General features: G+C 67.3%; 13 protein-coding genes. 8 read left to right on the forward strand and 5 right to left on the reverse strand.

Features of this window, described 5'->3' with window-relative positions; all coding sequences use genetic code 11:
* The 6 genes from ACODT0_RS31075 to ACODT0_RS31100 are packed head-to-tail and all read left to right on the forward strand — an operon-like array spanning window position 1 to window position 6,805.
* Entirely contained in the window at window positions 1-1,626 is a 1,626-nt protein-coding gene (locus ACODT0_RS31075) for a thiamine pyrophosphate-binding protein (protein WP_489043040.1), read from the forward strand.
* 48 nt (window positions 1,627-1,674) lie between these two features.
* Window positions 1,675-2,661: a Bug family tripartite tricarboxylate transporter substrate binding protein gene (locus tag ACODT0_RS31080; RefSeq protein WP_489043041.1), complete on the forward strand. Its 987-nt coding sequence runs from the start codon at window positions 1,675-1,677 to the stop codon at window positions 2,659-2,661.
* A gap of 5 nt (window positions 2,662-2,666) precedes the next feature.
* Entirely contained in the window at window positions 2,667-3,611 is a 945-nt protein-coding gene (locus ACODT0_RS31085) for an SMP-30/gluconolactonase/LRE family protein (RefSeq protein WP_489043042.1), read from the forward strand.
* Window positions 3,608-4,822 (forward strand): alpha-hydroxy acid oxidase, encoded by a 1,215-nt coding sequence (locus ACODT0_RS31090; RefSeq protein ID WP_489043043.1) that lies wholly within the window; start codon window positions 3,608-3,610, stop codon window positions 4,820-4,822. The genes ACODT0_RS31085 and ACODT0_RS31090 overlap by 4 nt, the downstream gene beginning before the upstream one ends.
* A gap of 10 nt (window positions 4,823-4,832) precedes the next feature.
* Window positions 4,833-5,537 (forward strand): aldolase/citrate lyase family protein, encoded by a 705-nt coding sequence (locus ACODT0_RS31095; RefSeq protein WP_489043044.1) that lies wholly within the window; start codon window positions 4,833-4,835, stop codon window positions 5,535-5,537.
* Window positions 5,534-6,805 carry an acetyl-CoA hydrolase/transferase family protein gene (locus ACODT0_RS31100; RefSeq protein WP_489043045.1) on the forward strand — a complete coding sequence of 424 codons (1,272 nt, stop codon included), beginning with the start codon at window positions 5,534-5,536 and terminating at the stop codon, window positions 6,803-6,805. The genes ACODT0_RS31095 and ACODT0_RS31100 overlap by 4 nt, the downstream gene beginning before the upstream one ends.
* 528 nt (window positions 6,806-7,333) lie before the next feature.
* Here the strand turns inward: ACODT0_RS31100 and ACODT0_RS31105 are convergent.
* Entirely contained in the window at window positions 7,334-7,552 is a 219-nt protein-coding gene (locus ACODT0_RS31105) for a type II toxin-antitoxin system VapB family antitoxin (protein WP_489043067.1), read from the reverse strand.
* 455 nt (window positions 7,553-8,007) lie between these two features.
* On the opposite strand from ACODT0_RS31105, the gene ACODT0_RS31110 reads away from it, so the two are divergent.
* Complete coding sequence (locus tag ACODT0_RS31110; protein WP_489043046.1) at window positions 8,008-9,375, forward strand: type II toxin-antitoxin system HipA family toxin; 1,368 nt, start codon at window positions 8,008-8,010, stop codon at window positions 9,373-9,375.
* Window positions 9,368-9,736 carry a helix-turn-helix domain-containing protein gene (locus tag ACODT0_RS31115; RefSeq protein ID WP_489043048.1) on the forward strand — a complete coding sequence of 123 codons (369 nt, stop codon included), beginning with the start codon at window positions 9,368-9,370 and terminating at the stop codon, window positions 9,734-9,736. The genes ACODT0_RS31110 and ACODT0_RS31115 overlap by 8 nt, the downstream gene beginning before the upstream one ends.
* 249 nt (window positions 9,737-9,985) lie before the next feature.
* Here the strand turns inward: ACODT0_RS31115 and ACODT0_RS31120 are convergent, their stop codons facing one another.
* The 4 genes from ACODT0_RS31120 to ACODT0_RS31135 form a co-directional block, all read right to left on the reverse strand.
* A complete protein-coding gene (locus ACODT0_RS31120) occupies window positions 9,986-10,141 on the reverse strand; it encodes a hypothetical protein (protein ID WP_489043049.1) in 156 nt (51 codons plus the stop codon).
* A 99-nt stretch (window positions 10,142-10,240) separates the two neighbouring features.
* A complete protein-coding gene (locus tag ACODT0_RS31125) occupies window positions 10,241-10,732 on the reverse strand; it encodes an NUDIX hydrolase (protein ID WP_489043050.1) in 492 nt (163 codons plus the stop codon).
* Window positions 10,729-12,159, reverse strand: coding sequence for a trypsin-like peptidase domain-containing protein (locus ACODT0_RS31130; RefSeq protein WP_489043051.1), 1,431 nt, complete (start codon window positions 12,157-12,159; stop codon window positions 10,729-10,731). The genes ACODT0_RS31125 and ACODT0_RS31130 overlap by 4 nt, the downstream gene beginning before the upstream one ends.
* Window positions 12,160-12,582: a universal stress protein gene (locus tag ACODT0_RS31135; RefSeq protein ID WP_489043052.1), complete on the reverse strand. Its 423-nt coding sequence runs from the start codon at window positions 12,580-12,582 to the stop codon at window positions 12,160-12,162.
* Between the last annotated feature and the right edge of the window lie 149 nt (window positions 12,583-12,731).

Genomic DNA, 12,731 nt, shown 5'->3' on the forward strand with positions numbered 1-12,731 from the left:
ATGACGCAGCAATCCATTGCGGAACTCGTCGCGCGCGGCTGCGCGGCCCATGGCGTGAAACGCGCGTTCGGCGTGCCGGGCGGCGGCAGCTCGCTCGACCTGATCGAGGCCTTCGACCGCCACGGCATCGACTTCGTACTGTGCCGCACCGAAACCGGCGCCGCGCTGATGGCCGCCGCCGATGCGGAACTGCGCCATGGCTTCGGCGTCGCCGTCGCGACGCAGGGCCCGGGCGCCGCCAGTGCGATGAACGGACTGGCCCATGCGAGCCTGGACCGGGCACCTGTGCTCTTCATCAGCGATGGCTGGACCGACGCGCAGCGCGCGCTCGATGCGCACCAGGTGTTCGACCAGCACGCGATGTCCGCGCCGGTCGTCAAGGCCGCGGCGCGGCTCGAGTCCGAGGATCCGGCGCTCGAGTTCGAAGGCCTGGTCGATGCGATGCTGGCCGCGCCCTGGGGGCCGGTGCACCTCGTGTTGACGGGTGCCAATGCGAAACGGCGCGTGGCCATCGATGCGGCCGCGCCGCCGCCGGCGCCGGTAATCGCGCCGCAACCACGAACACGGTTGCAGGCCGACGCCACGGCCCTGCTCTCGCGAGCGAAGCGACCGGTCGTCCTGCTGGGCCTGGAAGCGCGCGAGCCCCGAACCCTGCAGCAGGTGGCGCGGCTCGTGCAGCAACTGCATTGCCCGGTGCTGACCACCTACAAGGCCAAGGGACTGTTCAGCGACGACGCCGAATGGACGGTTGGCCACGTCACGGGCGGCGCCGCCGAACGAGCCACGCTCGATGCGGCGGACCTCGTGCTCTCGATCGGGCTCGACCCGGTCGAGCTGATCGGCCCGGTGCGCTGCGGCGACGCGCCGGTGCTGGAGCTCGCCCTGTTCGCGCGGCCGGTGCAGCCGGTGCGGACCGCGGCGAGCCTGTTGGGCCCGATCGCGCCCGCGCTGGCCTCCCTGCTGCCCGAATGCCGCCGCTCGCAGTGGAGCTCCGAGGAAATCGCCGCGCTGCGCCTCGGGATGCGCGAGCGCCTCGGCTGCGCGGGCGGCGAGGACGGCTCGGCGCTGTCGCCGCAGGCCGTGGTGGAGGTCGCGCTCGACGCGGCCGCGTCGCCGCGGCCCGCGGTCACGGTCGACGCCGGTGCCCACATGTTCTCCGCCATGGCGCTCTGGCGCGCCGATGCGCCGGGCGGTGCGCTGATCTCGAACGGCCTGGCGACCATGGGCTTCGCCCTGCCCGCCGCCATCGCGCGCGCGCTGCACGATCCCGGCCGGCCGACGCTGGCGTTCACCGGCGATGGCGGCCTGATGATGTGCGCGGGCGAACTCGCCACCGCGGCGCAGCAACGCGCGCGGCTGTGCGTGGTGGTCTTCAACGACGGCGCCCTGTCGCTGATCGCGCTCAAGCAGCGCAACCGGGGCATGGCGCCCGCCGGCGTCGGCTGGTCCCGCGCCGACTTCGCCGACGTCGCCCGTGGCTTCGGCCTGCGTGCCTTCAGCGTGCACGACGAGGCCGGCTACCGCCAGGCGCTGCGCGCCGCGCTCGACCACGACGGTCCGAGCCTGATCGACGTGCGCGTCGACCCCTCCGGCTACCAGGCGCAGGCGCGCGCGCTGCGCGGCTGAACCGCGCCCTTCTTTTTCCCCTTCGACAAAAAACCCCTGGAGACATCCATGCCCAAGTGCTTCAAGAACCTGCTGGCCGGCCTGATCGGCCTCGGCCTCCTGCTGTCCGCGCTCGTCGCGGGCGCGCAAACCGCCGCGCCGAACTGGCCGACGCGGCCGATCCGCTGGATCGTGCCCTTCGCCGCCGGCGGCACGGCCGACGCGACCGCGCGCCACATCGCGCAGAAGCTCACCGAGCGCTGGGGCCAGCAGGTCATGGTGGACAACAAGCCCGGCGCCAACACGATCATCGCGGCGGTGGAAGCAGCGCGCGCCGCGCCGGACGGCTACACCCTCTTCCAGCCGATCAACTCCACACTCACCGTCAACCAGTTCGCCGTCACGAGGCTGCCGTACGACGCGCTCAAGGACTTCACGCCGATCGCCGTGATCGCCTCGGTGCCGCTGATCTTCGTGGCCAACGACACGCTGCCGGCGCACACCCTGCAGGAGTTCATCGCGCTGGCGAAGAAATCTCCCGAGGCCTTCACGATGGGCGGCGGCGTGGTCGGCGTGCAACTGGCCGCCGAGCGCTTCATGCGCGACGCGGGCGTGAAGACGCGGTACGTGGCCTACAAGAGCGGCGCCGACGTGACCAAGGGGCTGCTGTCGGGCGAGATCCATTCGGGCCTCGATGGCGTGCCGGCCTATCCGCCGCTGTTCAAGGCGGGCAAGCTGCGTCCGCTGGCGACCAACAGCGCCCGGCGCATCGCATCGCTGCCCGACGTTCCCACGCTGGGTGAACTCGGGCTGAAGAATTCGGAAGCCCCGATGTGGCACGCCCTCATGGGCCCGGCCGGCCTGCCCGCGCCGATCCGGCAGAAGATCTCGGACGACCTCAAGGAAGTGCTCGCCATGCCCGACCTGCGCGACAAGATGGGCGCGCTCGGCCTGGAGGCGAACTGGATCGGCGCCGACGACTTCGTGAAGCTCATCAAGTCCGAATCGGCCAACATGGGTCCGCTGGTGAAGGACCTTGGCATCCGGATGGAGTGAGCACCATGTACGCCGCACCGCCAAGCCGGAAGTTCGAAGTCTTCGCCACCGTTCCCGAGCGCTTCCACGCCAGGAACAGAAGCTCCACCTGGGTCGACGTGCAGCTGCACGGGGCCAAGGCGCCCGCCTTCCTCGAAGGCCCGTCCTTCGACGCCCGGGGCGACCTCTGGGTGACCGACATCCCCTGGGGCCGCCTCTTCAGGATCGACCCCGAGGGGAACATGCACTGCGAGCTCGAGTACGACGGCGAGCCCAACGGCCTCGCGTTCCATCCCGACGGCCGCGCCTTCATCGCCGACAACAAGAACGGCCTGATGGTGTTCGACCCGCGCACCGGAAAGGTCGAGCCCTTCCTCGATCGCGCGCTCGTCCAGCGCTTCAAGGGGTTGAACGACCTGAGCTTCGCCTCGAACGGCGACCTGTACTTCACCGACCAGGGACAGACCGGCCTGCACGATGCGACCGGCCGCGTCTATCGCCTCGCCGCCGATGGCCGGCTCGACTGCCTGCTCTCGAACGTGCCCAGCCCCAATGGCTTGGTGCTCAACCTGCACGAGGACGTGCTGTTCGTCGCCGTCACGCGCGCCAACGCGATCTGGCGTGTGCCGCTCGTGAAGCAGCACGGCCTCGTGACCAAGGTCGGCAGCTGGATCCAGCTGTCGGGTGGCGGCGGTCCCGACGGGCTCGCCCTCGACGAAGGCGGAGGCATCGCCGTGTGCCATGTGGGCCTGGGCGCGGTCTGGATCTTCGACGAGCTCGGCCAACCCACGCTGCGGCTGGATTCGCCGGTCGGGCGCATGACCACCAACTGCGCCTACGGCGGGCCAGGCCGCGGGCGGATCTTCGTCACGGCCGGCGAGCACGTGCTGGTCGCCGAAGTGCAGACCCCCGGCGCGCCCACGCAGGCGCAGCGGACGGCGTCCGGCCACGCGGAGGGCGCGCACGCATGAGCACCACGCCTGCCCAATGCCTGAGCATCGCGGATCTGCAGCGCCAGGCACGCCGCTACCTCCCGCGGGTGATCTACGACTACCTCGAGGGCGGCGCCGACGACGAGGAGGCCCTCGCGCGCAACGAGCGCCGCCTGCGGACGCACCTGCTGCGGCCGCGCTACCTGGTGGACATCTCGTCGCGCTCGCAGCAGGTCACCGTGTTCGGCAAGACCTACGGCTCGCCCTTCGGCATCGGACCGATGGGCATGCTGGGAATGGTGCGCCACCAGGGCGACCTGCTGCTGGCCGAGACCGCCCATCGCAACGGGCTGCCCTTCGTGCTGTCCGGCGCCTCGAATGCCACGACCGAGGCCATCGCGGAAAAAGCACCGGGCGCCTGGCTCCAGTACTACCCGTGCAAGGACGCGAAGATCGAGGCCGACCTGCTGCGGCGGGCCGCGACCAGCGGCATCGAGACGCTGGTGGTCACGGTCGATGTGCCGCTGCACGCCAAGCGCGAGCGCAACATGCGCAGCGGATGGGTGCGTCCCTACAAGCCGACACCCGCGGTGATCCTCGAGTCACTGCGCCATCCTGCCTGGGTCGCGCGCTACCTGCGCAACGGCTTGCCGGTGATGGAGAACGTCCTGCCCTATGCGCCCGCGGGCATCGGTGCGCGCGAGCTCACGAGCTTTTATGCGTCGCAGGTCCCCACGCCGCACCGGTGGTCGCTGGTCGAGCGGCTGCGCCAGCAATGGGCGGGCCACCTCGTCCTCAAGGGCATCCTGAGCGCGGAAGACGCGCAACACGCCGCGACGCTGGGCGTGGACGGCGTGATCGTCTCCAACCACGGGGGTCGGCAGCTCGATCGCGGGGTCGCCGCCATCGACGCGCTGCCCGAGGTCGTCGCCGCCGTCGGCAAGCGGATGGTCGTGATGTTCGACAGCGGCATCCGGCGTGGCTCCGACATCGCGGTGGCGCTGTGCCTGGGCGCGCGGCTGTGCTTCGTGGGCCGCGCCGCGGGCTATGGCCTGGCCGCGCACGGTGCCGCCGGCGCGCAGCGCGCGGTCGAGATTCTTCGCGCCGAACTGGACCTCACGCTCGGGCAGATCGGCTGCCCCAACGCAGCCGATCTGGCCCGCGACTTCCTGTGGGAAGAGCGCCGGCACCAGCCCGAGCCAGCGGACATCCGCGTCCCGCCGCGGGAGGTGGCCGCCGATGTCCAGTGACCGTTCCCCCATGGCCGCGAGCCCGAATGCCTTCACCGCCCGGCTGCGCGCGCGCGAGCCCGTGACCATGGTCAATGTGGGCGGACGCAATCCCGACCTGATGCCACTGCTTGCGCGCCACGGTGCGGATGCGGCCTTCATCGACTGCGAACGCACCGGGATCGGGCTGGATGCGGCCGCGGAGCTGATCGTCGCCGCGCGTGCCTGCGGCCTGCCCGCGGCCGTGCGCTCCCATTCGCGCGCGGGCCCCGAGCTGATCCGGCTGCTGGACCGCGGCGCCGATGCGCTCGTCGTGCCGCACATCGAGACCGCGGCCCAGGTCGAGGAGGCCGCGGAACTCGTGCGCTACGCCTGCGGCGAGGACGCGATCCGCAAGTCGCTGGTGATCCAGATCGAGACCCGGTCGTCGCTCGAGTCGCTGCATGCGATCGCCGCGGTCCCGGGCGTGGATGCCTTCCTCATCGGTCCGAACGACATCGCCTACGAGCTGGCCGGCCGGCGCGGACGCCACACGCCGCAGACCCTCGCCGCCATTGACGAAGCCTGCGCCACCCTGCACGGCCTCGGCCGGAGCTTCGGCTATCCGGCCACGACCGAGGAACTGCCCTTGTTCCAGCGCCGCGGCGCCAACCTGCGCTACGTCTCGGTGGACTGGCTCATCGAGGCCGGCATGCGCGCCTGCGTCCCCCACCAGCCCATCGGAGCACGGCCATGACGCGGACCGTGCGCCTCGAGGACCTCGACCTCGCCAGCTACGTGCGACCCGGCGACGGCATCGTGTTCGGCCAGGGCACGGGCGAGCCGCTGAGCCTGACCGAGAGACTGGTGGCGCAGCGCGCCGCCTTCAGCGGCGCCGGCGTGTTCTTCTGCACCACCGCCTTCTCCAGCACCTTCGGCCCGCAGCACGCCGACCACCTGCGCTTCAGCGGCATCGGCGGCATCGGGTCGCTCAGGAAGCTCGTGGCCGCGGGCGCGCTCGACCCCATGCCGTGCCACTTCTCGTCGATCGGCCCGATGCTCGAGGCCGGGCAGATCCGCAGCGACGTGGTGATGCTGCTCGTGAGCCCCGCCAATGCGCGCGGCGAGCACAGCTTCGGTCTGGTCAACGACCATCTGCGCACGGCCCTGCGCCGCGCCCGCGTCGTGATCGCCGAGGTGAGCGCGAACGTGCCCTGGACGCCCTGCGACGAACCGCTGCGCGCCGACGAGATCTCGGTGGCCGTGCCCACCGATCGCATGCCGATCGAACTGCCCACGGCGCGCTTCGGCGCGATCGAGCGGCAGATCGCCTCCAGGCTGGCCGACGCCATTCCCGATCGGGCGACCTTGCAGATCGGCGTCGGTGCGATTCCCGAAGCCGTCGTCGCGATGCTGTCCGATCGCCGCGACCTCGGCATCCATTCGGGAATGATCGGCGACTCGGTCGTCGACCTGGTGGAGAGCGGCGCCATCAGCAATGCGCACAAGGGCATCGATCCCGGCGTGACCGTCACCGGCATGCTGTTCGGCACCCGGCGCCTCTACCGCTTCGCGCACGAGAACCGAGGCCTGCGCCTGTGCCATGCGAGCTACACCCATGCCGCCGCCACGCTGGCGCGCGTCAAGCGGCTCGTGTCCATCAACTCGGCGCTCGAGGTCGACCTGACCGGACAGGTCAACGCCGAAGCGATCGAGGGCGACCACATCGGCGCGGTCGCGGGCCAGGTCGATTTCGTGCGCGCCGCATCGCAATCGGACGGCGGGGTCTCGATCATCGCGCTGCCCTCCACTGGGAAGGACGGCCGCTCGAAGATCGTCAGCCGGCTCCATGGGCCGGTGACGACCGCCCGCAGCGATGTCGACGTGATCGCCACCGAGCACGGCATGGCCCGGCTGCGAGGGCTGACGATCCGCGAGCGCGTGGAGACCATGGTGTCGATCGCGGCGCCCGAGCACCGCGAGGCGTTGCGGTACGAAGCCAGGCCGCTGCTTCGCACTGTTTAGAAATGCATCCTCAAGACTATGGCGAGTCAACGACGTAACCAGGGGGCAACGAGCACACTGCCTATCGTGCAGGGCCGCCCAAAGGGCATTGCTCAACGAACTGTCGATTCCGACACCTGTTCATCCGCGATCGCATCCGCACGCCGCGGGATGTTGGAAATCCAACGTTGAATGGACGTCGGTACCCGACCTCGAACCTTTGCGTCATATCGTTCAGGCGCTTGTCTAGAGACCACAGTTCGGCGCCAGGCGTCATCAGCGTCGATGCCACAAGCGTCAGGTCCACGAGGCCACACCCCCATCCAAAGAGACGCTCTTTTTCGATGAAGAGGAGCACTTCGCGCTGGCTGGCTGACTGGCTGCAGATGTTGCAGGGTGATGGAGATATCCAAGCGTCTGCGTACGCTCTGGTGGGGTACCGCATGCGAGCTCACCATCACCATGGGATGAATCAATACTTGGCCCGGGCTGAGCAGGTGCTCCAAGGCGGAGTTCCGCGCGCGAAAATGATCGACTCAAACCGAGGGATCAATTCGCACCAGCGTCATGAACAGGTGCCGTGTCCCGACGAGGAACATCGGAGATCTCGGGCATCTGTCCCCCAAGCGCCGCAAGCCGTTTTGCAGACTGGACTCTCACAAAAGTTTTGATCGCTTCCCTGAATAGATCCGCCTTTTTCATACTCGGATCCGCTACTTTGAGCGCTTCCTCATACAACGTATCGTCGATCGTGACGGTCGTTCTCATAAGCTCCTTGTTCTCGGACTCGATGCCATCGATCGTCCACCCCGGCGCGACAACCGTCAACGGACATGCTTGATCACGGCAGGAGGTTTGCATTCCCGCGGATGGTCAAGGACACCAAGCTTCGCCAGCCGTACCAGCGATGCGTGGTCGCGGATCTGTACCCAGGTGTCGCACCTTCAATGCCCCAATGCTCCTCCGACGCGTCGCCGCGCCCTGCAGCCGAAGAACCGGAAAGAAAGGTGACGATGCGCAGGGGTGCCCCACAGCGGAGACGGGCTCCCACAAAGCCGCGGCGGCGGAGTTGCCCGAAGCTTTCCCTGCGAAAGACATCGAAACGTTGCCGATCCCCCCGGATTTTCTCGGCTCTCGCCTGACGACGTGAACGCATATTTTATCTACTTTAATGATTAAATTGATTTGAAAACTTCAAGATTTTAGTTATCATGATGGTTAATATGCGGGGACGTTCCATCTCATCCGCTGCCCGCGGCACGACCATCGAAGTGCATGCGAACGGCCAATGGCAATCCGCCGCCACGATCCAGGCGTTGGGAGCGGATCGCTGCCGCTTCGAGTACCTGCCTGAGTACGTTTTCAGCGAGGAGAATCCGCAGCCGATCGCGTTGGGTCTGCCCGTGGGCATCGAAGCCGACCGATTCGTCGACGGCCCCACAGGCCGTGAGCCGGATCGCCGCCCACCGGCCTTTGTCTACGACTTGGTGCCACAGGGCAGAGGTCGCAGATACCTGCTGGACAGGCTGGGTCTGGCAGACGCCGAAAACATGTTGCTGCCGCTCGTGATGAACGGCGCTTTCAATCCGATCGGCTGTCTGCGATTCGAGAGCGCAATGGAATTCTTCCGCGAGGAGGCCGCACGCGGCGCTGATCCTGGCGCACAACGTGGCTTTTCCATGGAAGAGGTTCTGAACCACAGCGAGGAATTTCTCGAGCATCTGTCCCTGCATGCCATGCTTGCCGCAGGCACCACCGGGGTGCAGGGTGTCGCGCCGAAGTTCCTGCTGACGACCGACGAAGCCGGGCGCTGGTTCGCAGACATGGCACTGCCCGACGAACGCGCCACCACACACTGGTTGCTCAAGTTGCCCCGCGGAAGAAGCGAGGCAGACCGCACCGTCCTTCGCAATGAGGCCGGCTACCTTCGTCTCGCTGCTGCGTGTGGGCTGCGAATGTCGAGCACGCCGCAACTTCAAGGGGAGGTCTTGTTCGTACGCCGCTTCGATCGAGTCGTCGTCGACACTCAAGTGCAACGACTGCACCAGGAAAGCCTCGCAAGCATCTGCGACTTGAGGGGTTTCGGTTTGCCTAAGAACCAGCACTTCCTGCTCTCAGGCTTGCGCTCGGTCGTGTCAGACCCGTTGACGGAAACCGTGGAATTCATTCGACGCGACGTGCTGAATCTGGCCATGCGCAACACCGACAACCATGCACGCAACACAGCCGTGCAGCGTCTTGTCGACGGCACCGTTCGGCTGACACCGCTCTTCGACTTCGCCCCCATGTTCCTGGATCCGGAGGTCGTGGCGCGAGGCTGTCACTGGCGCGACGATGCTGGAAAACTTCAGCGCAACTGGAGCGAAGTCATAGAAACGCTTCAGGTGAGCGACCAGGAGAGAGAGCGCATCGCACACGCGCTCCATGCCTTCGCACCCACTGTCGCGGCGCTGGCTGATACGGCCAGGGAATGCGGCGTGGAGCAGGCGGTCATCGAGGCATGCCGCGGCAGTATCGATGCGCAGGCATTGCAGCTGGATGCCTTGCGCGATCTTCTGCCCAGGCCACCACGGAGCAAGCTTCGTGGATAAGCGACGCAAAGCGCCGGACCTCTCACACGAGCGCATGCTGCGCCAGGAGATCTACGACGCCATGGCGGCGGGGCGAATGTCTGTGGGACAGGCCGTGGCTGCCATGCGGCGGATCAGCCGCCTGACCCAACCAGAATTCGCCAAGCATCGAGGGCTCAGCGTACAGAGTCTTCGGCTCATCGAGAGCGACAAGACCAATCCGACCATCGACACACTGGGGAAGATCGCAAGCATCTTCGGGCTGCAGGTCGGCTTCGTGCCGAAGACCAGCGCCCCCGTTTCATGGCAAGAACTCGAACACGGTCTATCGGCATCGGCACAAACGGCTCCACTGCCCTCCTCCATCGAACGTAACGAATGAGCTTAAAGCTGCAGGTTCCCGTGAAGACTCGTCTGCGCGCTTTCTGCACGCGCGCCGCTTCAGCTTGGAGGCTGCGTGTGTCGTGCTTCGGAAACTTTTTCGCGTCGACCTTCGCCGTATCGCCGACGTAGCTCAACGCCACGGCCTGCGGGACTTTCTCGTCGAGTGTGGCTTGGGCCAGCGAGCACGTGGCCGACAGGGCCGAGCTTGTCGCGGCGAGCGTGATCATGAAAGTGCGGCGGCCTGTGCTCATCGTGGGTCTTCCGTTATGTGTGAGATCAAGGCCAGGCTGTCCGGCGCGTTGCCGCGTTCGTTCAGCCCAGCGAGCACGAGAACGCCCGTGGCCAGGAGGGTGGCAATGCTGAAACTCAGGAACTGGAGCGTTCCCATCAACGTGATGTTCATGGCGCGGCCTCGTGAGGGGTTGTGAATCCATCCTTCTGGAATGTTGGGATGGACTGCGGTCAGTCTTGAGCGCGAGGCCGTATGCGACCTTGCGCAGGATCAAGCCACGCGAGCGTTGCGCGGCGACGGCACCGCATCGACCGGCCCGACCTCGTACAGCAACTGCCCGTGGATCGCAGGCAGCGACATCGCCTGCGTGAGCACGGCAACGAGGCTGGGCGCGCACAGTTGCGGCAGGTCGTCCGGCTGCGCCCAGCGGAATCCATTCATCTCGGGGCACCGCCGCCTGTGGCGGTCTGTGTAGAAGCTGGTGCATACGCAGCGTTTCGTGTCGAATGGAGTCACCAGAACGGTGAAGAGCCGCAAGTCTTTGTCCCTGCGGTACTTGAAAAGTCCGATCTCCCTCAATTGCCCCGGCAAGAGCTGCAGCCCGAATTCTTCGAAGGCCTCGCGCACGGCGGTCTGTGCGCTCTGCTCCTGCGCTGCACCCTCGCCTTTCGGGATGTCCCAGTAGTGGCTCTCATTTGCATGACCGAGCAGCAGGTTGCCCGCGGGATCGAACACCAGAACGCCGCTACTCACCGACTTCATGGCGATGGCCTCACGGCAGGCGTCAATGCCGCGCGCTTCGACACTCGGGGAGGAATCGCGACGTAGCTTCGGTTCGCGCCGCGCATGACCAGCAACGCCACGGTGTCGCTCTCCGGAATGGCCCGGATCGCCGCATCGAAATCCGCCAGGCCGGCCACGTGCACGTCGTTGACCGCGATCAGCGCGTCGCCATAGCGCAGCCCTGCCCGCTGGGCCGACCCCGACACGCCCTGCACATAGAGGCCGGGGTCCTGCAGGCTGATGCCGAGCACGCCCTTGCGTTCCGTAAGCTCGAGTCCGAAGCGGACTTCATGCGCGTCCGCACGCGCAACGAGCTTGGGCGGCATTTCCGGCGCGCTCTGGACCACGCCCACCTGCACCGTCAACGGCGCCCTGTGGCGCCAGATACGCAGGGCCAGCCGGCTGCCCTGGGTGGCGCTGGCCACACGCTCTTGGATCTCGGCATAGGGCATCGCTGCTGCGGCGGCGCCGACAGCCAGCACCACATCGCCACTGCGAAGGCCCGCGGTCTCGGCCGGACTGTCCGCATCGACGCGCACCACCAGCGCGCCCAGGCCGGCATCCAGGCCGAAAGCCGGCGCCAGGTCGGCCGTCAGCGGCTGGGTACGCGCGCCAATGTGGCCGCGCGTCACCCGCCCCGTTGCGCGAAGTTCGTCCGCCACCCGCATCGCGGTATCGATGGGCAGGCTGAACGACACGCCGAAGTACCCGCCGCTGGCGGAATAGATCATCGAGTTCATGCCCACCACGTTCCCCCGTTCGTCGAACAGCGGGCCGCCCGAGTTGCCGGGATTGAGCGCGACATCGGTCTGGATCAGCGGCACGCCGTTACCGCCCGGCATGTAGCGCGGATTGGCGCTCACGACGCCGGCGGTCACGCTGCGTTCGAAGCCGAACGGCGCGCCCATTGCCGCAACCCATTCGCCTGGACAGAGTTCGCCGCTCTGTCCGACGGCCACCACCGGCAGATTGGATGCCGCAATCCGCAACAGCGCGACGTCGGTGCGGCGGTCGATGCCCACCACCTCCGCGTCGAAGCGACGCTGATCCGCCGTGACGACGGAGACCGCCTGCGCCCCCGTCACCGCATGCGCGCTGGTCAAAATGTACCCATCGGGATCGAAGACGAACCCAGATGCGAAACCACGCCCCACGCCTTGCCCCCAACGCGTCGGCGGTGGCATCTCGCCAGCGGCTGCCCATTCGTTGCCCGCGCCTGCGACTGTGATGCTCACAACCGCAGGAGACTGTCGTGCTGCTGCCGCCACGAAGTCAGTGCCCTGTGAGGCCGACGGCGCACGGTCCAGGCACGAGCGCGTCTGCGACCAGGCTCCCATACCGGCCGTCATCGCTAGTGCGCCCGCGACTGCGCCGATGGTCCTTCGCGCCAGGGTGCCGGCGTTCATTCAGCGCACCAGCAGCACCGGCACCGTGCACGCGGCCAGCACCTTGGTGGCGACCGACCCCAGTACCAGATTCGCCAGTGCGCCGTGGCCGCGCGATCCCATCACCAAGAGATCGAACTGTTCCGTCTGGGCGAACGATGCAATCTCTTCAGCAGGATGGCCGATGCGGTGCTCGAAGCGCGCCTCGATGCCGTGCTCGGTCAGCAAGGCGCGGACCGGTTCGAGCACCACGCGCGCATCGTCCTCGTGGTAACCATGCACAAGGTCCGGCCCGGCAAAGGCCGCGGCACGGTGCGGCACCGGCAGCACCGCATTGAAGACAGTGAATGCATGGCCCGCGCTCGCCCATTCCTTGTGGGCGAGCAGGTAGGACAGCATGCGATTCGTGTAATTGCTGCCATCGACGGCGAGCAGGATTTTCATGATGGCTCCTTTGCCGGGGACGCTTCCCGATGCACGAATGATCGTTGTGCGGCCCGAGGCCTGCCTTGCGCCACATCAAGAAAACCGGGGTTGCGCAGCGCGCCTGCGCAACGGCGTGCGTTATTGATTCAGCGCAAGGTCACGCTGCC

It is taken from the genome of Variovorax sp. FG153 (assembly GCF_057809595.1).

Excerpts from the sequence above, each read along its gene's own strand:
- ACODT0_RS31130 (WP_489043051.1), bottom strand. The coding sequence starts at position 12,159 with ATGAACGCCGGCACCCTGGCGCGAAGGACCATCGGCGCAGTCGCGGGC.
- ACODT0_RS31095 (WP_489043044.1), top strand. The coding sequence starts at position 4,833 with ATGGCCGCGAGCCCGAATGCCTTCACCGCCCGGCTGCGCGCGCGCGAG.
- ACODT0_RS31100 (WP_489043045.1), top strand. The coding sequence starts at position 5,534 with ATGACGCGGACCGTGCGCCTCGAGGACCTCGACCTCGCCAGCTACGTG.
- ACODT0_RS31135 (WP_489043052.1), bottom strand. The coding sequence starts at position 12,582 with ATGAAAATCCTGCTCGCCGTCGATGGCAGCAATTACACGAATCGCATG.
- ACODT0_RS31120 (WP_489043049.1), bottom strand. The coding sequence starts at position 10,141 with ATGAACATCACGTTGATGGGAACGCTCCAGTTCCTGAGTTTCAGCATT.
- ACODT0_RS31075 (WP_489043040.1), top strand. The coding sequence starts at position 1 with ATGACGCAGCAATCCATTGCGGAACTCGTCGCGCGCGGCTGCGCGGCC.
- ACODT0_RS31090 (WP_489043043.1), top strand. The coding sequence starts at position 3,608 with ATGAGCACCACGCCTGCCCAATGCCTGAGCATCGCGGATCTGCAGCGC.
- ACODT0_RS31080 (WP_489043041.1), top strand. The coding sequence starts at position 1,675 with ATGCCCAAGTGCTTCAAGAACCTGCTGGCCGGCCTGATCGGCCTCGGC.
- ACODT0_RS31085 (WP_489043042.1), top strand. The coding sequence starts at position 2,667 with ATGTACGCCGCACCGCCAAGCCGGAAGTTCGAAGTCTTCGCCACCGTT.
- ACODT0_RS31105 (WP_489043067.1), bottom strand. The coding sequence starts at position 7,552 with ATGAGAACGACCGTCACGATCGACGATACGTTGTATGAGGAAGCGCTC.
- ACODT0_RS31110 (WP_489043046.1), top strand. The coding sequence starts at position 8,008 with ATGCGGGGACGTTCCATCTCATCCGCTGCCCGCGGCACGACCATCGAA.
- ACODT0_RS31125 (WP_489043050.1), bottom strand. The coding sequence starts at position 10,732 with ATGAAGTCGGTGAGTAGCGGCGTTCTGGTGTTCGATCCCGCGGGCAAC.